We start from the raw sequence: 22751 nt of genomic DNA on the forward strand, positions 1-22751 counted from the left end.
GTGAAATTATTTTTATACTAATTCCATGGGAGACTCATTCGAATCAAAATTTCCCTTAGGGTTTTTCGATAGGATAAACACTAAGCAAATGTTCTTGTTTACTAAACTGAGGATTAGTTCTGATTTTTTGAATCAAATCGGCCGGTCTCTGGTCGGTGTTAAGATTTAGGAGAGTGGATCGTTAAAGGTATTTGCGTTGGGTAAGGCTACTCAGAACGGTGGCCTTGGGAACATATGGGTTAAGGGTAGCCCCGTTTAGTTCAATGGGAAGGTGATTCTTGTAACTCACGGATGATGGAGACTAAGTGATCTCTCGACCATGGTTTGGTAACAATATGATCTACGTGGCCGTCTTTTTTCGCACGGTCTAAAGACTCAGGATCTGCATGTCCTGTTAAGAGAATTTTTTTGATGTTAGGGAAATTGTTTTCCAGATAAACCATAAACTCATCTCCCTTCATTCCTGGCATTAACCAATCGCTAATGATGATGACAATGGCATTGTTTGCGTCTTCTGTATCATTGATAATGTCAATCGCTTCGGCCGCAGATTGAGCCATCTCATACAAAAATTTTTGCCCGAAAGTATTCCGCAGTTGTTCTTTTAAACTGAGTAGAACAATTTCTTCATCGTCGACACATAAGAAAGTATATTTTTGATCTTTGTTCATACGGGTAACCTCACGATGAAGGTGGTGCCAAAGCCAACCTCCGACTGAAAATATATTTCTCCTTGATGTTTTTCAATGATTTTTTTTACAATTCCAAGCCCTAAACCCGTACCTTCCCCTCTCATTTTAGTAGTGAAGAAAGGTTCGAAGATTTTTTCTTTATCTTCTTCTTTGATTCCTTTTCCCGTATCACGAATGGAAACGGTGACAAAATTAGATCCTATTTCTTGCGTAATATCAATCGAAATTTGGCCTTTTCCTTCGATTGCTTGGACCGCATTGTGGATTAGGTTTGTCCAAACTTGGCTTAATTCATCCGGATAAACCTCAATCAACTCCACCTCATGGAAGTTTTTTATCACTTCGATTCCTTCTTTTAATAAACTGTTATATATGATTAATACAGTATTTATGTTTTCTGATAATTGAATTTTTTGTTTTTCTCCAGTAAAATTATGATGAGAATAGTTTTTTAAGGCAAAAACAATTTTGGAAGCACGATCCACCGAGTTTTGGATGGTTTTTACATTTCCGTTTAATCGAGATATTTTATAAATGTATTCGATCCCATTTTCGCCATTGGATTCTTGTAATATGGATATCCATGATTCTAATGTTTGATTGGATTCAATGTCCAAAAGTAAATCTGCAAAATGATCTGGATTATTGATATTAGCTTTTTGAAGGAGATTCGCCATATTTTTTTTAAGGAGTCTTCGTTCTCTGGTGGCTAAATTTGCGTTTTTTAATTCACTATGATTGGTTATCATCTCATTTGCGATACTGATAGCTCTCATTGGAAGTTTGCTAGTAGGGAAGGTTAAAACATAGGAAAATGCATCTTGAAGATTCGAAATTGCAGTTTGTATGGAACCGAGGGGAGTATTGATTTCGTGGGCGATTCCTGCAACTAACTGTCCCAAGGTAGACATTTTTTCTGAATGTATGAGTTGTGCTTCCGCAGCTTTTAGATCTTTTAAAGCTTGTGATAGATCTAAGTTCGTTTGGGAAAGGTTGGAATTGGAATGATTTAAGTCATAAATTAGATTCGAAATTTTTTCTTTTAAGATCCTAAACGCAGTAGCCAGTTTACCAATTTCATCGTTCGATTCATAAGTGATTGGTACATCCCAGTTTTGATTGCTGATTTCATGAGTAACAAGAATCAATTTATTGATTGGGGAACTTACTTTTTCCCGAATCACTATAAATGAAAAAGATAAAGATGTGATAAGGACTATAATGACACTAAACATCGAGGTAAGTAAAAATATGCTGTAATTTTCATACTCTTTGACCTTTGCGTTTGTACGGTTTTCCAGTAATTGGAAAAACTGATCAATCGGTAACATGATTTCTCTTTTGTGTTTGTGATAATCAATGCCATACATCAAAGAGATTGCAAATTCTCTATTTGGTTTCTTTCTGATTGTGAACTCTCCATGGGAATCTTTGAATAGCCCTTTCATTGCATTTTTTGCGATGGTTTCTAAATTCACGAGTTCATCTGAATGCATTTGGGCTTTGTTTAATTTGGATAATTCTTCTTTAGTGAACCCTGCTGCAATCATTCGATCGTGTAGTGACATTTTAGTACCTGGTTCCTCTTTTTGATCCGAAGGATCAACGATGAAGTCCCAGTAAATTCGATCGTAATTTTCTGGTCTTGGTTTTTCTCCGTTGCGGATGGCCAAAATTTCATTAAATATTTTTTCGTAGAAATGATTCCCAGTCACTACGTAAGTACGAACAAACCGAGTTAGGTCATCGGAGCTTTGTCTCAGTTCATCTGCCAATTTGATGGATTTTAATCTAGTTTCCTGACTTTCTACGAGTGCAGATTGTACTTTAAAGAGTGCAATGGTCAGAACGCCAAGGATCATTAATAGAATGATATTGACCGAAAAAATAAGATAGAATAAACGCTTTAAGCTCATAAAATTTCCGTTTCTAGTTTTATCCAATGATCATTTGAGAAAGAGATAACGAGCCTTACTAGTTAAACTCTATCCTAAAATAAATTAAGGATATATATCCGGGTCATGACGTCGTATACGGGTATAGAAAATTGATCAATAGTCAAATCGGATTTCTATCTGTTTGAAAAAAGTAATCTAAAAAATGGACAAACCGTTCCGTTTCTGGATCAGTGATTTTGGATTCATCGTTTTGAAAAATATAAAAAGGCCAAAAAGTAGAAGTATTGTTTCATTTGTTGGAATTGTGTTTCGTAAACTGAGGAAAAGAAAAACATACAAATTAGATGTTTCTTAAAATCTATTTTTTAATAGGTAGAAAGATCATATCTTTGTGGTCATTGGGCTACGCGGTACGGTTCCGGTCCACTGGGAGTGGCAGAAGCTGGATAAGGATTCCCTGAATTCATAAGGCTTGGAACCCCTGTGTCTGCGTTCACTTTGAATTGGTAAAAATTGTTTCCTGCAATATTGCTGACAAATCCATACGTTCCTGTGGGATCCAAAGTGACGAATTGTAAATTGGATCCAAAAGTCAAAATGGAATTGGGAGCGGAAATGGATCCATCGATCGGAGAAATATCATGTTTGGCTAAGTTAGCTCCAGCGATATTCACCGTATAAAAGTACTTTCCCGATGGATGCATCACCGCACGGAAGTTTCCCGCTGTTCCCGGAAAGGGACTTCCGGGTATTGCTGTTAGATTTCCTGTAATTGGATCAATTTGTTTTCCAATAATCAGATTTGTGCCCGCTACAGAATATAAATATTGAGATGAGGAATCAATGATAAGAGCTTCCATATTGGTAGTGTTTCCCGCAGTAAATGGAGAATTCGCTAAATTCGATAAGGCGCCAGTTGTTTGATCGATGGAATAACCGATGATGGGTTCGGCACCTCCATTTCCATTGACATATAAAAATTTTCCATTCGGAGTGATGGCCAAATGGTTGAGAGTACAGGAGCAGGGTTGGCTGAAGTCATTAATTTTTGTGAGCATCCCGGTGTTTTGGTCCAGGACAAAGGCACCGATCGTGGCACTGCTATGAGTGGATGCATAAAAAAAATTGTTTGAGGGATGAAAGGCAAAAAATATGGGATCGAGAGCTGTCGTACCTGCATTCGTGTTTAGAGAAGATAAAAATCCTTCCGTAGGATTTACCATATAACTAGAAATATTTGTGATTCCAAATCCACCAGAAAAGGCAAACCGACCATTGTTAGAAAACTTTGCTGAATTGGAAATGAGCGGATAGGGTGATCCTGTGGCCTGAATGATAGCACCAGTATTCATATTGAGTGTGTATAATTCCGTATTGGTTCCGGCGGAAAAACTGACGAAATATCGATAAACAGTAAAAGTTTCGAAACTTTGTGTTACGCCTTGTTTATTTTGAATTGTGACTGCCCCTGATTTGGCACCTAGTGGTACTTGAACGCTGAGCCTTGTGGTAGAGGCCTCGTTGATTGTCGCTTCTATAGATCCAGAAAAGAATACTCTGTTTTCTGAGACCTGCTCTGAAAAATTCACTCCTTCCAGGAGAATCGTTTCCCCTTCCACACCTGAATTTTTTGAAAAAGAAAAAATCCTAGGTTGTATGAGAAAAAAAATAGAAGCAATTTGTAAATTGAGTTTGGATACGGAATCGTTTTCGGGAAAAAAATAGGGTCTCCAGAGCGGATGGTAGACACAAGAAGTAAAAGAGAATAAGATGATCGTAAGTAGGCTGGGTTTTCGCATTTTGATTGGCCAGAAAGGGTGATTCATTTAGCCATCCGATGGTTTGATTTTGCAATAATTTATTTCCAATAGTCCAGATTTCCGAAGATTTCTTCGGCTTTTACAGATTAGGGATTGAGAAGGTTCTTAAAAATGAATCGACTGTTTGGATTTTCTGTGGAATGTTCTAATCAAAATTTTTACCTTGGGGTTTTTACTCATAGGGGGTACATTTTGTTCCAACGTATACTATCCATTTTATTTCTTTGTTTTCTGGCTTTAACCTGCCAAATCACTTCTCATAATGTAAAACCTTTTTTGGCAGAGAAAACATTAGAACAAATTCCTCTCTCTCCCCAACCGAAAGTTTGGGTCGATTTCCAAGTTGTCAAAGTTGCCGACTGGGAAACAACTCTGGCTGGGCTTTTAGATTTAGATGATCCTAAAGCAAAGGCAGCAGGTTTAAAGGATCGTAAAGAACCCATTTCCATTTACTTTTACCTCGTCAAACACCCGAAATATGGAAGTTTTATGATTGATTCCGGAGTGGGAGAAAGTTTTGCAAAAGGCCAATCCGGAGAATTGATCAGTTCTCTTGTAGAATCTCAAATGCATTTGAGCCATATGAAAGTTTTTGAGACAACCAAAGCCTATTTGACCAAAAACAAAATAGATTTGAAGGGAGTTTTTTTCACTCACTTACATTTGGATCATACTTTAGGTGCATATGAAATAGAAAGATCGGTTCCCTTTTACGTTGGACCCAGGGAAGTGACAAGTAAACATTTTATTAATTTATTTGTACAAGGTTCCACCAATCGTTTGCTAGGTGAAAATCCGAACTTAATCCAACTCGATTTTGGCACAAATCAAAGTCAAATCACGGCTTTGGATTTTTTTGGCGATGAAAGTTTCTATATTCTTTCCGTACCAGGGCATACTGTCGGTAGTTTGGCTTTTTTTATTCCTTCAAAAGAGGGTGCCCATTTGATCCTCGGGGATACTTGTCACACTAGGTGGGGTTGGAACGAAGGAGTGACACCTGGGTCTTTTACTTCTGATCACAAACTCAATCGTAAAAGTTTGGATTTTTTAAAAGGGTTGGAAAAAACTCATAAACTTAAGTATGTCTATCCGGGCCATCAAGAACGAATCTCTGTTTTAGGAAAATAATAAACCACCAGATTTTTGTTCTTTTATTGGAGTGTATCTCTCGAGAACCCTTGGCGCATTGTATTTTCTGTAAATGTTTTTCCTTCTACGAAAAGATGTAAGTAATCAGGTCCTCCCGCTTTTGCGCCAGTACCTGATAGTTTACCTCCGCCAAACGGTTGTCTATGGACTATAGCTCCAGTAATTCCGCGGTTGATATATAAATTCCCAACATCTATTTTTAACTTTGCCTCCAATATATGTTTTGGATTTCTAGAGATAACACCGCAAGTAAGCGCATAATCAGAATTATTTGCGAGTTGAATTCCTTCTGCGAAAGTAGAAATTTTTTGCATCGCAAGTATCGGTCCAAAAAATTCAGAATTCCACATTTCTGAATCTTCAGGAGGTTCATACAGACTTGGTGCTACGTAAAATCCTTCCTTAGGATACAAAGAAGTAATTCCTGTTAAAAACTTTTCATTTTCTTTTTGTAAACGGAGAAGCCTTAAATAACTTTCTTCATGAATGACTGGGCCAATTCGATTTGCGAAATCGAGAGGTGAACCAATGAGTAAACCATCCAAACTTGCGATTAATCTTTCTTTCAGTTTATTGTAACAATCATTATGTACATAAAGTCTTGAGAGGGCACTGCATTTTTGACCCTGGAATCCAAATGCAGAAGGAATGATGGATTGGATTGCCACGTCTAAATCAGCATCTGCATCCACAATCATTGCATTTTTTCCACCTAATTCGCAGATCACTTTTTTGATCATACGTTGTTTGGGGGAAACTAGGGAAGCTGCTTTTAAAATGGAAAGCCCTACATCTCTTGAACCTGTGAAATTGACTACCGCTACTTCTGGATGGGTTACCATGGCTTCTCCAATTTCGGATCCAAGGCCTGGTAAAAAATGAAGAACTTCTTTTGGTATTCCTGCTTCCCAAAAACATTTGGTAATCTCAAAAGCCGTTGCCGATGTTTCTTCTGCTGGTTTTGCTAGTACAATATTTCCGACTACAAGAGGTGCGGCACACATTCCAGTAAAAATAGCCATAGGAAAATTCCAAGGGGAAATGGAACTCACAATCCCTTTTGGTTGGTAATAATACAAATTGTCTTCACCGAGTAAATTTATGTTTTTGGGTGACAATTGATCATTGGCAATTGTTGCATAGTAACGACAAAAGTCTACGGCCTCCGCAAATTCTATTTCTGCTTCCGTTATCTGTTTTCCTGTTTCCCAAATGCAGACAGAAATAATGAAATCTTTTTTACTGACTAATCTTTCGGCAACTTTCATGAGTAAGGTGGACCGTTCTTGTTGCGGACGTTCTTTCCACGGTCCCCAATTCATTTTGGAAATTTGAATTGTTTCCTCTAAATCATGGACATTGGAATAAGAAACTCGAGAGACCACAAGTTCTGGAGACCAAGGGTTTTTCTGGACAAAACGATTTGCCGAAAATTTTTCTGTCCTTCCAATAGAGATAGGAATTTCAAAAGGTAATGATTTTTCGATTGAGTTTAATGCAGAACGAATCGCATTCCTTTCTTTCTCAATGGAAAAATCTCTGATCGTTTCATTTTTAAATTCCATTCAAACTTTCCTCTTTAGGGTTACTCATTAAAGAGTCTAAATTTTTCCCCAAACTCATTTGGTACAAAAAACCTTGGTTGGATGTATTTTCTAATAATCTACGAATCAAATAGGCCATTCCTGGAAGTAAAGCCCCGATAGGTGAATATTCTCGTAAACCAATTCCCATGGAGTCTAAGCTGGCCTTGTATTTCCCAGCCATTCCATACAACATTTGAATTTCAAAATCAGAAATAGATTTTTTTGTTGTATGATATAGGATAAATGAAAGTGAACGAAGGTTATGTGTTCCAAATGCAGATCTAAGATAAGGATATGATTCTAATAGAAATAAGACATTCTCTTCGAATTTGATATCGGTCTCTCTTTTTGTATCAAACACGGGAGATGTCCACCCACGTTCCTCTGCTTTGATCCGTTCGTATTCCAAATAAGCTCCCTTTACAAGTCGAATGGTGATGGGGGTTCCTCTACGTTTTGTATATTCTTTCCACAAAACTAATTCGTCTTTAGATGTTTTTAGATAAGATTGTACAACGATGCCAAAATGCTGATAAAATTGAAATTCCGGTTCTAAAAATAGATCCTTTGCAGTTTGAGTGATGATCGATTTAAGATCATATTGTTCCATGTCTAAATTGATTCCAATTCCTTTGTTCATTGCGGAACGAAGGATGGGTCGAAGTGCTTCTTTCAAATACTGAATGCTTTTTTCTTCGGCTTCTGGATAAAGCCTTGTTTCAATTCCCGAACATTTGATGGAAATATTAGTTCTTAGTTTGGAATTTATCTCTGGATGGACTTCTGGTAGAATTTTTATTAGTTCCGAATATTGTTTGAGATATTCTTTTGCTTCCTTTGGAGAGAGGGCAAGTTCACCTAAAATATCGTAGGTGCGAGGTCGTGTTGTCACGTTTGTTGTTTTTAAATTTCGAGGTGAATCGGTCAGAATAAATAATTTAGCAAAGATTTTTACAATTTTTAATATCAAAAAGGAAACTATCAAATCTAAGAAAAGGATATGGATTAGAAAGTGAATGGATGATTTTAAGAATACAGGAATTTCTGTATCTTCATCAAATAAGTAAATTTTAAAATAACGATAGATTTTTTTGGGTTCGAGAGAAGGAAGAACATCGATAAATTTAAAAATTTGTAATTTTAGTTTTGGGTAACGAAAACCAAAAAAAATTATTTTGGAAGATATAAAAAATATAAATTTTTGATATAAAGAGCCACCGCTGGCATCAATTGTTTTGGCAATGGAAAGAATTTCTTTATCATCATCTTGCATTTGTTTTGTAAACATAATGTAACAACCAAATTCGATCCTAAAACTTTTAATTCTGTAAAAAATGAGATTATAAAATCTGAAAGGAGTTGTAAACAATAAGTTAGATGTTTTTATTTCCAAATGGGAAAATTAACAGATTTGTATATCGAAAAAGAATCTAAGTTTGGTGCTTTTAATTACTCTCCTCTACCGGTAGTCATCACCAAAGGGGAAGGAATTTATCTTTGGGATATCGAAGGAAAAAAATATTTTGATTTTCTTTCAGCATACAGCGCTGTGAACCAAGGCCACTGTCATCCAAAGATCGTTGAAGTTTTTCAAAAACAATCAGCATTACTTACCCTAACATCCCGAGCATTTCATAACGATAAACTTCCGTTATTTACAGAATTTATGACTCAAACTTTCGGATATGATCGAGTGTTACCCATGAATACAGGAGTGGAAGCTGGCGAAACTGCTGTTAAATTAGCGAGAAAGTGGGGTTATCAAAAGAAAAAAATACCTGAAAACCAGGCAAAAATTATTTTCTGTGAAGGAAATTTTTGGGGTAGGACGATTGCTGCTATATCCGCATCCACGGATGCAAAAAGTAAAAATGATTTCGGGCCTTTCCTTTCTGGTTATGAAATCATACCTTACAATGATTTGGATTCTTTGGAAAAAGCAGTTTCCGACAAAAATGTTGCGGCCTTTATGGTGGAAGCCATTCAGGGAGAAGCTGGTGTCATTGTTCCTGATGAGAATTATATAAATGAAGCAAAAAAAATATGTAAAATTCATAATGTTCTGCTGATCGTTGATGAAATACAAACAGGATTGGGTAGAACGGGAGAACTTGTTTGTTCCGATTACTCTCAGATTAAACCTGATTTGTTGCTTCTTGGTAAGGCACTTTCTGGTGGAATGATGCCCGTATCTTGTGTGTTAGGTTCTGATGAAGTTCTATTACTTTTAAAACCAGGGGAACATGGATCTACATTTGGTGGAAATCCACTAGCTTGCGAAGTGGCGATGACCGCAGTGAAAACGGTCTTAGAAGAAAAAATGTCCGAAAATTCGAAAGAAATGGGAATTTTGTTTCGAGAAACAATTGAAGCCTGGAAACATCCTTTGGTTCATTCTGTTCGTGGTAAAGGTCTCTTAAATGCAGTTCAATTTACCGACAGAGTGGATGCCAAAACCTTATGTTTGGAACTGATGAAGTTAGGAATTTTAGTTAAAGAAACTCACAAAAATACAGTTCGTTTTGCACCTCCTCTTGTGATTCGGAAACAAGAGATGCAAAAAGCATTAGAAATCATTAAAGCTGCGATTGATTTGTTTTGATCAGTAACAATTATCTATCATATGCTTTTAAGAAAAAAAATGAAAATGAACTAATCAGTTTTGGCACCTCGAGTAATGTCTTAAAACTAAAACCTGTGTCTCCATGGGAGATCAGTGATGTAATACAGAGTTTACATTCAACACCCAGAGCTACGAGTTTTTGATGTAGTAATAAGGACTCGTTTGCTGGCACCACATCATCCGTAGTTCCATGAATTAACAAAATGGGTAAATTGAGTGAATGGATATAATTAGTAACAGATAGTGCTGTCAATAGGTTGCGATTTTTGCCACCTTTCTTTAAGATGATTTCCCAATGTTTCATTCGGAATGCACTATCATATTTTAAATTCTCAAAAAAATCGCGATCTGCTTTTTTCATTTTTGAATAATGAGGTTCTAGAAGATTGTTTTTGTATTTGTAGTAATTGTCTAAAATGGCAAGTTTAATAGCTTTGAATAAACTTTTGTTTTCTCCAATAGATAAAGGAAGAAAATTTAAAAGTAGGATCATGCGACCATATTCATCTAAGTTTTGGTTTGCGAACAAATTGCCAATGATATCATCTACATTGGTAAAGGCTCCAATCGCACAAAGGGTATTGATTCTTTCTGCAATTTGTTTGTCACTTGCGGCGATGAGACTTAAAGAACCAGAAAAAGATGGTGCAAAAATAGATACTTTTCCTGTGGGACTAATTTCCTTTTTGCCGGAGATATAAAGAATCGAATCTTTTATGTCATCGATGTTACGAAGTGAAATTTTATAATCACAAATTTCTTCGAAGAAGGGACTGATGACTGTATAACCAAGTTTACTTAGACTTTTGTTGACAATGATAAACCTGGGGTCACGGTTTCCTAAAGGTGCCAATCCATTAATTGTAACAATGGTTCCTAATGATTTTGTTTTTGGTGTGTACCAATCTGCACGCAAGTTACCGTTACGTATGGGGATCTGAATTTCTTTAACATCAGGTAAGGTTTCATCCTGATTTTGTAACCCTAATAAGAATTGGATTGATTTTCCCCAAGCTGTTAATTGATTCATTGATTTAGTTTGCCTAAAGTGATGTTCTTTATCAGAAACATTCTAAAAACGATGTTTGAAATCAATCGAAATCCATTTTTAATACAAACAAACAATCAGTTTTACTTTGATTTACCGAACTAAATATTTTGTTTTGTAATCTAAATGAGATTTTATGTATAGGATGATTTTTCGCGTTAGGGATCAGAAGGGCTTGGTCCGCTTCTTGCGGACGGGAGCGAAGGCGCACCCCTGGAGAGCCCGACCCAGTCATAAACAAATTTGATAAACGACGAACCAATGGGGAACGCCCCATTTATTAAAAAAATGAACCTGCCTTTTTGGTTCATTCTCCTTTCGAATTTTGAAAAATAAATTGATAGAATTTTGAAATATATAGGAATAACCTTTGTATTTATTTTTATCAGAAAGAACTTTCTGCCAATGGAAAAGGAATGAGGTTTGAAACGAAAGGAATTGATGAGTCCCAGTAAAAAGATTCTTTCTATTGTTATTGTCGCAGCGTTTTTGTTTCAATGCCAACCTTCTGCACTCAATTCTAAATGTGACCCGAACGGTTCGTCCTATTTCCAAACTTTGATTCTTCTTTTGGGAACTAGTGAAAATACGCAATTTTGTGGTGCGAATATTAGAAACCCTTTCTTTGGAAGAACCAAGGTTCCCCGTTTTGTATTGGTTACCAATGTCGGTGTGTCCACAGCAACTAGTAACATCAATGTTTTTCGGATCCAACCTAACACAGGCGAACTATCGCAAGTGGCTGGCTCACCATTTGCGTTGACAAATCGTCCTCGTTATTCTGTAACCAATGCAGCAGGAAACACTGTCTATGTTGCTAACGTCGGTAATACTTCGGTCTCTGTACTAAGTCTTGATCCGGATACGGGTGTCTTATCCGTAAAACATTCTGATCTGGTTCTTAGTTCTACTCCTTATTCTTTGGTTTTAGATCCCAATGGGAAATATTTATTTGCGAGTTCGGAAACCACTCAGCAGATCCATCGAATGGCCATTGATTCCACTGGAAACATTTCCACCATACCGCCCGCTACGAATACATCCAATCCAACTTCTGGTGCTGTTGGAAAACTTGTTTTTGATTCTCTGGGTAGGCATTTGTATGCCGCCCTTACTGGTGGTAGCGGAAATATGTCTGGAGTTCAGGCGTTCTCATTCGATTCGGCGACAGGAGGATTCACTTCTATTAACGTTTATCAGACAAGTCAAAACAACCTTTCCCTTGCCATTTCTGCCAATGATCAGTTTGTTTATGGGGCCAATTATTTTTCACAAGATGTGTTTCCATTTGTGAGAGATGGAGGTAGCGGTGGTCTTACTATCCAAACTAGTATTTCTGCAGGTATTGCACCAGGGTATACCATTGTAGACCCTCTCAATCGATTTGTTTATGTTGCCAATAGTGGCACAGGCCAAGGAACCATTTCTGCTTATGTTATCAATTCATTGACGGGAGGATTAACGTCTGTTAGTGGCTCTCCGTTTTCATCAGGATTTAGTCCGATTGGACTTGGTATTGATCCAAGTGGGAAGTTTTTATATTCCTCCAATACACAAGGAGGAAATGTTTCAGGTTATTCAATCAATGGAGATGGGTCTCTTACACCACTTGTTGGATTTCCTGTGACTGCTGGGACCAATCCATTTTCGATAGAAATAGTTTCTTATTGAAACTAAAATCAAGAATCATAGTCTATCAACTTTCGGACATAGTTAATTGTTTAGTTCAACAAAGTAAAATCCACCTTTCGGTCGATTGTTCACTTGGTTGATTTTACCTCCGAAGTAATGTGTATTTTTTACTGCGAAAGATTTGTATACATCACCTGAGGAAGGGACGTTGGAATTTAATAATCTACCGTTTAGAAAATCATAATATACAAATCCTTCTTTTGTGGATCCATTGATGGTTGTAAAATAACCACCGATCATTCCTTTGCCATTTTCTCCAATACTTATAGTGGATACTATGTTATCCGTAGTCAACAATTGATTGGAATAGGAACCAGTAGTAAGGTCAAATGAACTAAATCGAGAAGTGGATTGTCCACCTACTATAGTAAAATTTCCACCAATAAACAATTGGTTTTGATAAGTGGCAATGGTAGAAACGTAAGCATTCGGAAAACTTGTCGCTGATGGAAACAGTAAGTTGATACCGTTTATTGGATTCAGTGATGTGATATAGGATGTATTTGATCCACCTATATTTGTGAATGATCCTCCAACAAACACTTTATCTTTTAATAGGTGGATGGATGAAACGTTTCCATCTCCAATAGGATTCCAACTATCAAGAGTTCCATTTGTTAACATCAAACGTGCGATATTTGAACGTGCTGTCCCTGCCACATTTGAAAAACTTCCGCCGACATAGATATAATTTTCATCAGTAGTGATGGATTCGACGTTGGAGTTAAATGTGGGTGCGGGGCCTTCTAGATTCAGAGTGTTTAAATTTAAAATAAAAAAATTAGTTCTAGAACTATTTAAAACAGAAGTAAATTGTCCTCCTGCGTACAAAAGATGATCTCGAACATGTAAACTTCTTATCGCAGTCCCTGTCAATTGAGGGTTGAAGTCTGTTGGTTTTCCTGTGTTTAAATCAATAGATCCAAATCCATTACGTTCTACCACATTGACACTGTAATAACTCCCTGGAACTAACACCTTACTTCCGTCAGATGAAAATGCGATTTTTCCATTTGGGTAGGAAAAACCAGTGGTAAAACTTGGATTCCAATCGGAAATTTTTCCATTGGAAGGATCTACGGAGAATCCATGTCTTCTCGATTTACCACCGATGGAAGTAAAATTTCCCAGCATATAAATTTTACCACCAAACTCAGTGATGGAGGCAATGGTATCACTACCGCTAAGTCCTAAATCCTCACCACCAACAGTGCCTGTATTATCAACGGCAGCAAAATTGATTCTCGCAGTGGAGCCCAATAGGTTAAAGGTTCCAATTAAATATACTTTTGATCCTAAAACTGCAATATCATTGATTAATCCATTTGGTGCAGGATTCCAAGCTGACATGTTTCCATCCATTTCAAAAGCTTTGACATTGGCCGGGGAGACTGCAGTAAAACTTCCCCCTGCATAAATTACTTTATTGTTTGAAACATCTCTTCCTATTGCAATGGTCCGAATCGCTCCGGCAGAGATATTAGCAGAAAAACTTCCGTAAGTGGAACCCGTATCATAAGAAATTTTAGCTAACCTACCAATGCCACTTGCATTAATACTTGTAAACTGTCCGGCGATAAAGATTCCATCGGTATCTCCAAGAATTGATTCAACGGTTGCATCGGCACTAGGCACCCACGTTGTATCTAAAACGCCTGTAATACGATTGACTGCTGCGAGGTTTTGGCGAGATGATCCGTTCCAGGTAGAAAAACTTCCAGCAATATAGATCTTTTCACCTACTAAGAGTAAATCTCTAATGTCTGATCCACCGGATCCGGTTCCCACATCAAAATTTGTATCCAACTTACAGTTGGATTGGATATGAACTAAACTTTGTTTTGCGATTCCTTGGAGATGGCTAAAATTCCCTGCTAAATAAAATCCGCCCCTTTCATCAGAAATGGCTACATTACTAAAACTAAGTAATTCTAAGTAAGGGCAGGAGTTGGAATCCAGTAAAGTCCCATCCACAGTATTTAAAATGGCTGCTCCCCCAGTATTTGGACCTAAGAATTGAAAAATGCCACCTAAATAAAGTTTATTGTTATGAATGGCCATACCTAAAACTTCAACATTGGTTAAGGAGTCACTATGGACCCCCCAGGTGGGAGGTTTTGGAAATCCGGGCAGGCAAGACGGGGAATTGTCATTGGTTAAAAACCTAAGTATGGAAGATGTTATATACGATTCCGATTTTGGATCGCAGGGATTGGACAGTTCTGCTGGTTTACAAATGACAATGAAACAAATAAGAAATATCAGATAGGAAAATTTTGCCAGTCGCATCATCATTTGGTCCTTACAATGGGAGGATTTGGGATCCAAGAACATTGACAACTGTTATTTTGTATTTAGATTCAAATCAATCTAAGTGCTGTCAAAAATTTTCTAAATTAAGTAATTTGTTTGGGGACTTTTTAGGAATTTCCTAAAGAGTAATTGATTCTCTCTAAAGTAGGTGGTGGGAACATTGAAAAGAATAAGATTCGATGATTCCTCAATGAGAGTGTATGATCGGGGAAACTTTTTTATTTTTCTCTTTCAAGATCGAAAACAGTTCGAATCATTTAACACCAAACGGAATCTTTTACTTTACAACCTAACTCAAATAGAGTAAATTTTGTCAAAATGTCCTGTGTTCGGCTTAGTTTAATTTTAATTTTTTTAAGTGGATTTTCGCTTTCTGCCTTTCCTAACCAGTCTCGATTTACAACCATTTTAAAAAATGGAACTGGTGAATATCCAATTGGTTTCCATATGGAAATCCTTACCCTAACACCTGATAACAATCTGAAATTTGAAGAGGTTCGAAAATCCAATCTATTTTATGAAAGTAAATCTCTTTCCCCAAATTTTGGGTTCACAAAAAATATATATTGGGTTCGGTTTGAACTACAAAATGAATCTAATGTTCGAGATTGGTTCATTCATGTATCTTATCCATTACTAGATAAAATCGAGTTTTATGAATCGAACGACAAAACATGGAAAGAGATCATCACCGGAGATTCTTATGTATTTTCCCAAAGACCGTTGGAAGAAAAAAGTTTTATATTTCCAGTTAAACTCGGCTCTCAAAAAAGTAAAAAATATTATTTTCGATTTGAAAGTGAAGGAACTGTACAATTTCCGATTACTGTTTATTCACATGAGAGGTTTTTGAAACTCAAAGAAAAGGAAAATTTATCACTCGGGATTTATTATGGAATTCTCTTTGTATTAGTGATTTATAATTTAATTCTTTTGTTTATGTTGAGGGACTTAGGTTATTTATATTATCTTTTATATATTAGTTTTTATGGCCTTTCTCAGTCAGTACTGAATGGGCTAGCTTTTCAAATATTTTGGCCTAACTCACCACATTGGGCCAATATCAGTTTGCCTTTTGTCGGAGGTTTTTCCCTGTTTTGGGGGCTTCAGTTTACAAGAAGTTTTCTAAACACCAAAAAAAATACACCTACTTGGGATATAATCATATTTGTTTTAATGGGATTGATGTTATTTTTAATGTTATCTTCCTTCGTTTTTTCATATTATGTGAATATATATTTATTGGCCTCACTGGTTATTTTATTTGCGCTCTCTGTATTTCTTGTAGCGGTTGTTTGTTGGGACAAAGGATACAAGCCGGCCCGGTATTTTTTAATTGCTTGGGTTGCACTTTTGTTTGGTGTCGGCATTTATTCGCTAAAGGGATTTGGTATTTTACCTGCAAATATAGTTACTGAGTATGGGCTTCAAGCAGGTTCCGCTATTGAGATGTGTTTACTATCCTTGGGACTTGCTTATAAAATCAAACTCACTAATTCCGAAAAAAATAGAGCCGAAAGGCGTATGGCATCTTATAAAGTCAAATTACAAGATGCAAAGTTAGTATCTTCAAGACTTGAAGTAGAATTGTTAAAAAACAATATCCATCCCCATTTTTTATTAAATTCGATCAATGCTACAATTATTTGGTTGGATGAGGATCCAGAAACAGCAAAGCAGTTGCTAAGTGCACTTTCTGATGAATTAAGAGCCATTTTAAAGTTAACAAATAAAAAAACCATTTCCGTTAACGAAGAAATTAGTATTTGTAAACGTTATTTAGAAATTATGAGTCTTAGAAAGGAATCGAAGTTTGAATTCAAAACAGAAGGTATCAGTGCCAAAGATTTGATTCCTCCGATTGTTCTACTGACATTGGTTGAAAACGGACTAACACATGGTTATCAAGGTAAAAATTCAGGAACCTTCACCTTAAAGAAAAAAAAGGACAAAAATAAGACAAAATTCATTCTTTTTAATGATGGTCTTCCAACAACAAAGTCGGATTCACTCGGGACTGGTATCAAATATATAAAATCAAGATTACAGGAAGCGTTTCCGAATAAATGGGATTTTTCTTCCAAGATGGTCACAGGTGGATGGGAAAATACCATCACACTTATGGAATGATTCTGTGCGTCTCACGCTAGTTTAGTGCGTTTCGCTCCTTTATTTTTGTAAATTCTCATCATACCTTTAATCTATCCCCAAGGATATAGGTATGAATACAAAAAAACTAACAGTAGTAACATTGATTTTGTTATCCGCAAAGATCAGCTTTGCAGATCCTCTCATTAAAAAAGAAGACAAACCAATCATAAACCAAGTCTCAGAAGAAACTCAAAAAAACAATGCAGAGTTGGAAAAATATTACGCAAAACTAAAATACCCGCCAGGTTTTTATGAAGGTGCATTTTTAATTAGTTTTATGGGCGGAGGAACCTTGGCACCTAGCGGATCTTTCATTAGTCATGAAAAAAACTATGATAATTCTCTCCAATATAAGGTTGTAACAAAAGAAGTCGGCCAGGATTATTATCCGCAAAGTTCGATGCGAAATGATCAGCCCGGTTTGTATTTTAAACCAACATATACTCCTGGTGTTGCTTCTCAGTTTGATTTTGAATATGGATGGAAAGAAAAAATCGGTCTAGGGTTTACTGTGATGCAAAATTCGATGAATGCCAAAAGACAAGATGTAATCCCTGGATTATCTTATTATAAAGAATATGTTGATCCGATTCCGAGAGAACGTACCATTTACCGTGGTAATTCTATGAGTTTTCTTGCAACATACCATCCTGTTCCCAGAAATTTCTTTGATCCTTATCTTGTCGCAAGGGCTGGTGTTGTTTCGTTTACTGGGGAAGCACATTCTGGTTTAACACATGACCGATTTGTTTATAGTAATCAGATCACAAGTGGGATTGGGAGTATTGTTGGTGCGGGCGCAGGTTTAAATATTTATTTAGGCCGATACTTTGGAATCAAAGCAGAAGTGGATTATTACAGAGAATTTTTGAAAGCTGATCAATTTTCAATGCGTACATTAAATTCGTATCAAGCAATGATTGGTGTATTTGTAAATCTATCTAACGTACAATACAGATTGGAACAATATTAAAGGTAGGATTGGATTTTGAAAATTTTAATCGTAGAAGATGAAATTGTTGCGGCTCGGGGTTTAGAACGAATGTTACGTGAACTTCTGGGAAGTAAAATTTCATCTCTACGAATCGAAAAAAGCCTAATTGGTTCCCAGTGTTTCATTCAGGAAAACGAAATTGATTTGTTGTTTTTGGATTTGAATTTAGATGGTGATATAGGTTTTGATTTGTTACAAGAGGCTTCGGCTGCTTCTTTTTTGACAATCATCACATCAGGAAATACGGCAGAGGCTATCAGAGCTTTTGAATATGGAGTTTTGGATTTTGTTCCCAAACCAATTTCAAAAGATCGAATTACAAAAGCCCTGGAGAAATACAAAACTAACAACGGACAGACAAAAACGAGATACATTGGGATCAAACAAGATGATCGCCTAAACTTAATTGCAACAAAGGATATTCTATATGTTCAGTCCTTTGATAAACGTGTTAAGGTGTTCCAAAAAAATGGAGAGATGTTGGTTCACAACAAAAGTTTAGATTCTATTTTGAAAGTATTACCTGCCCATTTTTTACGAATTCACCGTTCGTATATAGTGAATTCCAAACAAATAAATAAAATCAAAACTTCTGCTGGTGGTTCTTACCAATTGGAGCTGAATACGGGAACAAAACTGAAAATGGGTAGAAATTATTATAAAGAGCTGAAAGCAAAATTGTAAATGTATCTATAAAACCTTATTATTGTAACTGTTCGATTTTTGATGTTGATCGTGCTGAAGTATACTTTTTATCACTCAAAACCTATTAATACTCGCATAACATGATCAAAAAATATTTTATTTGTTTTTGTTGATTCATTTGTTTATCAGATTAATCTTTTTGTATTCAGATTTTTTTTGTCCAACCTCACTCTTTTTTACCCATCTCTCGGTAGAGGTGGTCACAATGGCAAAAAAAAACATTTTCCCTATTACACTGAAGGATTGTTCTTTGGTTTTAATTTTTCTTTTTACTTTGAGTTGTTTCACAAAGGAAGCGCATCAGAGTGGATCTTGGGTTACTCATCTTCTTGGGATTGTGTCTACTTTCACAGCAGAGAAAAAAATGCCGGACTCTTCCGATTCTACTCTTGAAGGATCATATAGCGTTCGTTCTGTTGCTCCGAATGTGGTATTAGAAAATTCTCAATTTTTAATAGAAGGTGAAAATTTAAGGCATTTGACAGTGGGTCAATTGTTCGGCGAAGGATTCGAGAAGTTTTTGGAATTTACGGAAGTGACTGAATCAAAAATAATTGTTTCCCTTTTTCGGTGTCCCGATTCTTCCTTAGTTTTAAGATCTTCCCCTAATCAGGAAAACAATCACCCCATTTCCATACCTTGTCTTGGTTCTTTTGATTATTCGGTTCGGACTTTGAAATTGGATTTAGGTCAGCCGTTCTCTCCGGTTATTCCTATATTTTCGACCAATGTTTGGGAAATCTTGCAAACATTAGGTGAAGTAGAATTTGTTTCGTCGCCTCCATTGCCTGTTGGTATTCATTTACATCCGGATACCGGTGAAATCAAGGGAATGCCGACGATAAGTACAGAAAATCAGTTTCGATCTTACACCGTGGTTGCACGATTAAAAAAGAATCCAGAAACAAAACTTTCCTCTTCGGTTCAGTTAATTGTTCTTTCTGAAGAGGATAAAAAAAGTCGTATTTGTAAATCGATTGCAGAGACATCGATATGTCGTGGTTCTACACCACATAGTTGTGCTAACTCTTCTGTATGTTTTATAAGTCAGTTCGCTTGTGAAACGGATTTAAAATGTGGATTTTAATGAAGAAAAAAGCGCCAGCGATTGTAGCGGAAATCCTTTCCAAACTAGGATAGATTTTCTATCGGAGTTTGGATGGGAAAGATTGCAGCGAAAAGCGCGGTCGCAAATAAAAATCTGATCCATATCCGCCAAACGATTGCGAGGCGCCAAAATTTTAAAAAATGGAACCAACCAAAAGATTTTAGAACCTAATTAGAAAACAATAAGTAGGTTTTGTATGTTAAAATATTTGGTTTGGTTCACATTCGCATCTCTCTTTTTTTGGAGTTGTGCAAACGGCAAAGAAGAGGGTTTGATCCCCGGCACAAGGCTTACGGGTGATCCCATGGCAGATGCCCTTGTACTTTCCGTTCTTGCCAATCCACCTTGTCAGAATCTGACAAACGAAAATGTTGGAGTATCTTTCGTTTTAGAGGGTTCTCTTTCTATTTGTAGTGTTTTGGCAGTCAGCGGGTCTCTATCAGTAAGGACCAGTGGAACTTATGAAGTGACTGCGACTTCAGGTCGCCAGACTCTCACATCAAACAATTGTAATTCGAGCCGGTTTGATTTTTTGATCGCTTTGAAGGATGGAAATACCGAACTTTTCAGTTCTTCCTTTGTCGGCGCCAAACCGATTCTCTTGGAAGCAGGGAAGTTGTATACATTACAAGGGACTGGGCTTGTGGATCCCTCTGGTTACCAATGCCAAGGAAGGCCCGTCTCCTCGTCGGTTACTCCTTACAGGATCAATCTTCGGAAATTGTGATTTGGAATTTGATCTCAAAAAAAACATGCTTTCGTTTTAGGTAGTATCCGCAATTGCGGATACCTCTCATCGCATTCCTGTTAGTTTTTCAGTAGAATGTTTGTATGAAACTTCTCGTTGGCATTTTGGTTCTCCTCATTCAGTGCACAAGTTTTGACAGAAGGTCTTTTTTGGGGATAGGGAATTCCATAGATAACGATAGGCGGAACTACCAAAATTCTTTGGTTACAGAAACAGGACATTTCTCAGAGTGTTTGCTTCCACCTGATGGGCAGTATCCCTTTCCTCGTTTGAGTTATTGTTATGTGGGAAGTCGACCAATCAGGTCTCAACTAAGTTCTGGCAAAAAACAGAACGGAACAGTTCGCCCTTTCCTCTCGATCATTCCTGGATATGCTTTGGAAGGGCATTCCCATTCAGAGTTATACAAAGATGTGGCCTTGGGGCGAGGGCCTTTTCATAATCGTTCTTTAAAAGAAAATATCTTACGCCAATCCATGCAACAGAACCTTCCGGGAAAAATCCCATCTGTTTCGTATTCGCGGGGAGGTGGGTTATGAAACTCTTTCTCCACAAAATCAATGTATGGCGGGTTTTCTTTTCAGTTCTTATCTGTGCCACTTCATTCGAATGTACAACTTTGGATAAAAAAACGGCGCTTAGGGGAATTTATCGAACTTCTCAATACCGACCACACCAACAATTGGCCTATGCAGAAAGGTATGGATACAACTCGGAATGTTTGGTTCTAATGGAAGGTCCGGTTCCCAGTCGGATGGAACCTTGTGCGATTGGGGATCGAAGGTCTGGTCGAGATATGTATCAGGAAACGGAAGTAGAAGTGGCAGGAGATTTTTTTCCAGTGGAATGGCCGGTCGCTGGATATATTTATGGGTTACATGTGAATGAAGGTTATTATTACGATGTAATTCTTTTTAGCAGTTCCTATCAACGAAGGAACTACCCCTGGTTTTTTGGTATGAATTCTTATCGCAATATCTATGGGAGGGAAGTGGTGCAAAGTAACAATCGGTATTCGAATCCGATGTCACCCTATAGGTTCAACCCGGCAGGACGCTAAGGAGATTTCCGATTGACGAATAGGGAAAATTGGTGAGAATTCAGATACATTCCTTAATTTTGTGGACCCTTTATGAAACTCCAATTCCCCTTCGTTTCTATTTTCCTATTGATAACATTTTTGATTCTGTTTCAATTTCCCATCCAGGGAAAGAGTGTAGAAAGTTTAGAAATCGGTTTTGGGTCCTGTTTGCATCAGGACAAAGAAAGTCCAATTTTAGCACAATGGAAAAAAGAATCTTTCGATCTATTGCTTTTGTTAGGTGATAATATTTATGCAGATAGTTTGGTTGCCACAGAAAAGATTCCGGCTTACAAAAAACAATTAGCTCGGCCGGAATGGAAGAACATTCGCTCTCAGACAAAAATTCTTGCTACTTGGGATGACCATGATTATGGAATCAATGATAGCGGTGGTGAATTTTTAGATAAAGAAAAGAGCCGAGAGGTTTTTATATCCCAATTGGGACCACTCATGCCTAAAGGGCAAAAATTGGGAACAAAGGACGGGAAGGGAATTTTTCATTCTTACTGGATTGAATTCAAAAAGAAAAAAATTCATATTCTGATTCCGGACACTCGGTATTTTCGATCTCCTTTGAAACGGTCTTTTTTTTCTTACTTTACTGGTAAAAGCCAATACCGTGCAAATCATGCAGAGGATGCCAGTCTTTTGGGAGAGGAGCAGTGGACTTGGCTTACTGAGGAATTGGGCAAACCTTCTGATTTACTTGTTTTTGTTTCTAGCATTCAGGTCATTCCCACCGAACAACCGTTTGAAAAATGGGGAAACTTTCCTAAAGATAGAGGGAAGTTATTCCAACTTTTGGAATCAGCCAAAACATCAGACTTAGTCATTCTTTCCGGTGACCGACACATCGCAGAAATATATGAATATCCTTTGTCTGAGACTCGTAAGTTGGTAGAGGTCACTTCGAGTTCTCTCAATGTCCCATTGTCTTTTTTGCAATTGGAATATGATTCTGAATACAAACTAGGCTCTGCCTTCCGAGAGGAAAATTATGGAACTTTGCAGATTCAAATGAAAAATGGAAAATTGGTTTGGCGATCATCCGTCAAAGACAAAATTGGGAATGTAGTCCTCGATTACCCGAAGAATGATTCTAATTAAAAAAGTATCTTAGAAACGAAAGGAGCCGAT

Annotated in this window: 18 protein-coding genes; 11 read left to right on the top strand and 7 right to left on the bottom strand. The window is 37.0% G+C overall.

Annotation, left to right across the window (positions count from 1 at the left end; all coding sequences use genetic code 11):
• Positions 1-260: 260 nt before the first annotated feature.
• The 3 genes from EHQ49_RS17900 to EHQ49_RS17910 form a co-directional block, all read right to left on the bottom strand.
• On the bottom strand, positions 261-671 hold the full coding sequence (locus tag EHQ49_RS17900) for a response regulator (RefSeq protein ID WP_135581260.1): 411 nt from the start codon (positions 669-671) through the stop codon (positions 261-263).
• Positions 668-2608, bottom strand: a complete 1941-nt coding sequence (locus tag EHQ49_RS17905; RefSeq protein WP_135581262.1) for a sensor histidine kinase — start codon at positions 2606-2608, stop codon at positions 668-670. The genes EHQ49_RS17900 and EHQ49_RS17905 overlap by 4 nt, the downstream gene beginning before the upstream one ends.
• A 377-nt stretch (positions 2609-2985) precedes the next feature.
• Positions 2986-4416: a beta-propeller fold lactonase family protein gene (locus tag EHQ49_RS17910; RefSeq protein ID WP_244241544.1), complete on the bottom strand. Its 1431-nt coding sequence runs from the start codon at positions 4414-4416 to the stop codon at positions 2986-2988.
• A gap of 186 nt (positions 4417-4602) precedes the next feature.
• On the opposite strand from EHQ49_RS17910, the gene EHQ49_RS17915 reads away from it, so the two are divergent.
• Positions 4603-5541 carry an MBL fold metallo-hydrolase gene (locus EHQ49_RS17915; RefSeq protein ID WP_135581264.1) on the top strand — a complete coding sequence of 313 codons (939 nt, stop codon included), beginning with the start codon at positions 4603-4605 and terminating at the stop codon, positions 5539-5541.
• A gap of 23 nt (positions 5542-5564) precedes the next feature.
• Here the strand turns inward: EHQ49_RS17915 and EHQ49_RS17920 are convergent, their stop codons facing one another.
• A complete protein-coding gene (locus tag EHQ49_RS17920; protein WP_135581266.1) occupies positions 5565-7127 on the bottom strand; it encodes an aldehyde dehydrogenase family protein in 1563 nt (520 codons plus the stop codon).
• Positions 7117-8436: a proline dehydrogenase family protein gene (locus EHQ49_RS17925; protein ID WP_135581268.1), complete on the bottom strand. Its 1320-nt coding sequence runs from the start codon at positions 8434-8436 to the stop codon at positions 7117-7119. Before EHQ49_RS17925 ends, EHQ49_RS17920 begins: the two co-directional genes overlap by 11 nt.
• Positions 8437-8541: 105 nt before the next feature.
• Here EHQ49_RS17925 and rocD point away from each other — a divergent pair, with 105 nt between their 5' ends.
• Positions 8542-9750 (top strand): ornithine--oxo-acid transaminase, encoded by a 1209-nt coding sequence (gene rocD, locus EHQ49_RS17930; RefSeq protein ID WP_135581270.1) that lies wholly within the window; start codon positions 8542-8544, stop codon positions 9748-9750.
• Positions 9751-9760: 10 nt separating this feature from the next.
• On the opposite strand, the gene EHQ49_RS17935 is transcribed toward rocD, so the two are convergent.
• Positions 9761-10801 carry an alpha/beta hydrolase family protein gene (locus tag EHQ49_RS17935; RefSeq protein WP_135581272.1) on the bottom strand — a complete coding sequence of 347 codons (1041 nt, stop codon included), beginning with the start codon at positions 10799-10801 and terminating at the stop codon, positions 9761-9763.
• Positions 10802-11242: 441 nt separating this feature from the next.
• On the opposite strand from EHQ49_RS17935, the gene EHQ49_RS17940 reads away from it, so the two are divergent.
• Entirely contained in the window at positions 11243-12490 is a 1248-nt protein-coding gene (locus EHQ49_RS17940; protein WP_244241545.1) for a lactonase family protein, read from the top strand.
• A 42-nt stretch (positions 12491-12532) separates the two neighbouring features.
• On the opposite strand, the gene EHQ49_RS17945 is transcribed toward EHQ49_RS17940, so the two are convergent.
• Positions 12533-14572, bottom strand: coding sequence for a delta-60 repeat domain-containing protein (locus EHQ49_RS17945; RefSeq protein ID WP_167483028.1), 2040 nt, complete (start codon positions 14570-14572; stop codon positions 12533-12535).
• A gap of 570 nt (positions 14573-15142) precedes the next feature.
• On the opposite strand from EHQ49_RS17945, the gene EHQ49_RS17950 reads away from it, so the two are divergent.
• From EHQ49_RS17950 to EHQ49_RS17985, 8 genes are all read left to right on the top strand, one after another.
• On the top strand, positions 15143-16954 hold the full coding sequence (locus tag EHQ49_RS17950; protein WP_135581276.1) for a 7TM diverse intracellular signaling domain-containing protein: 1812 nt from the start codon (positions 15143-15145) through the stop codon (positions 16952-16954).
• A 91-nt stretch (positions 16955-17045) separates the two neighbouring features.
• The gene (locus EHQ49_RS17955; RefSeq protein WP_135581278.1) at positions 17046-17948 is read left to right on the top strand and encodes a VIT1/CCC1 transporter family protein; all 903 of its coding nucleotides are present in this window, start codon (positions 17046-17048) and stop codon (positions 17946-17948) included.
• 15 nt (positions 17949-17963) lie between these two features.
• Positions 17964-18653 (top strand): LytR/AlgR family response regulator transcription factor, encoded by a 690-nt coding sequence (locus EHQ49_RS17960; RefSeq protein ID WP_135581280.1) that lies wholly within the window; start codon positions 17964-17966, stop codon positions 18651-18653.
• A gap of 226 nt (positions 18654-18879) precedes the next feature.
• Positions 18880-19761 (top strand): Ig domain-containing protein, encoded by an 882-nt coding sequence (locus tag EHQ49_RS17965; RefSeq protein WP_135581282.1) that lies wholly within the window; start codon positions 18880-18882, stop codon positions 19759-19761.
• Positions 19762-19978: 217 nt separating this feature from the next.
• Positions 19979-20509, top strand: coding sequence for a hypothetical protein (locus EHQ49_RS17970; protein ID WP_135581284.1), 531 nt, complete (start codon positions 19979-19981; stop codon positions 20507-20509).
• 104 nt (positions 20510-20613) lie between these two features.
• A complete protein-coding gene (locus EHQ49_RS17975; protein WP_135581286.1) occupies positions 20614-21069 on the top strand; it encodes a hypothetical protein in 456 nt (151 codons plus the stop codon).
• The gene (locus EHQ49_RS17980; protein ID WP_135581288.1) at positions 21066-21590 is read left to right on the top strand and encodes a hypothetical protein; all 525 of its coding nucleotides are present in this window, start codon (positions 21066-21068) and stop codon (positions 21588-21590) included. The genes EHQ49_RS17975 and EHQ49_RS17980 overlap by 4 nt, the downstream gene beginning before the upstream one ends.
• Before the next feature lie 72 nt (positions 21591-21662).
• Positions 21663-22721, top strand: a complete 1059-nt coding sequence (locus EHQ49_RS17985; protein WP_135581290.1) for an alkaline phosphatase D family protein — start codon at positions 21663-21665, stop codon at positions 22719-22721.
• Positions 22722-22751: the final 30 nt, after the last annotated feature.

The organism is Leptospira perdikensis (assembly GCF_004769575.1).
Taxonomy (GTDB): Bacteria; Spirochaetota; Leptospiria; order Leptospirales; family Leptospiraceae; genus Leptospira_A; species Leptospira_A perdikensis.

What these genes read in the sequence shown, in the direction of transcription:
- EHQ49_RS17955 (WP_135581278.1), top strand. Translation starts at nt 17,046, where the DNA reads ATGAATACAAAAAAACTAACAGTAGTAACATTGATTTTGTTATCCGCA.
- EHQ49_RS17945 (WP_167483028.1), bottom strand. Translation starts at nt 14,572, where the DNA reads ATGGCCATTCATAACAATAAACTTTATTTAGGTGGCATTTTTCAATTC.
- rocD (WP_135581270.1), top strand. Translation starts at nt 8,542, where the DNA reads ATGGGAAAATTAACAGATTTGTATATCGAAAAAGAATCTAAGTTTGGT.
- EHQ49_RS17905 (WP_135581262.1), bottom strand. Translation starts at nt 2,608, where the DNA reads ATGAGCTTAAAGCGTTTATTCTATCTTATTTTTTCGGTCAATATCATT.
- EHQ49_RS17950 (WP_135581276.1), top strand. Translation starts at nt 15,143, where the DNA reads ATGTCCTGTGTTCGGCTTAGTTTAATTTTAATTTTTTTAAGTGGATTT.
- EHQ49_RS17935 (WP_135581272.1), bottom strand. Translation starts at nt 10,801, where the DNA reads ATGAATCAATTAACAGCTTGGGGAAAATCAATCCAATTCTTATTAGGG.
- EHQ49_RS17975 (WP_135581286.1), top strand. Translation starts at nt 20,614, where the DNA reads ATGAAACTTCTCGTTGGCATTTTGGTTCTCCTCATTCAGTGCACAAGT.
- EHQ49_RS17965 (WP_135581282.1), top strand. Translation starts at nt 18,880, where the DNA reads ATGGCAAAAAAAAACATTTTCCCTATTACACTGAAGGATTGTTCTTTG.
- EHQ49_RS17970 (WP_135581284.1), top strand. Translation starts at nt 19,979, where the DNA reads ATGTTAAAATATTTGGTTTGGTTCACATTCGCATCTCTCTTTTTTTGG.
- EHQ49_RS17985 (WP_135581290.1), top strand. Translation starts at nt 21,663, where the DNA reads ATGAAACTCCAATTCCCCTTCGTTTCTATTTTCCTATTGATAACATTT.
- EHQ49_RS17920 (WP_135581266.1), bottom strand. Translation starts at nt 7,127, where the DNA reads ATGGAATTTAAAAATGAAACGATCAGAGATTTTTCCATTGAGAAAGAA.
- EHQ49_RS17925 (WP_135581268.1), bottom strand. Translation starts at nt 8,436, where the DNA reads ATGTTTACAAAACAAATGCAAGATGATGATAAAGAAATTCTTTCCATT.
- EHQ49_RS17910 (WP_244241544.1), bottom strand. Translation starts at nt 4,416, where the DNA reads ATGAATCACCCTTTCTGGCCAATCAAAATGCGAAAACCCAGCCTACTT.
- EHQ49_RS17980 (WP_135581288.1), top strand. Translation starts at nt 21,066, where the DNA reads ATGAAACTCTTTCTCCACAAAATCAATGTATGGCGGGTTTTCTTTTCA.
- EHQ49_RS17900 (WP_135581260.1), bottom strand. Translation starts at nt 671, where the DNA reads ATGAACAAAGATCAAAAATATACTTTCTTATGTGTCGACGATGAAGAA.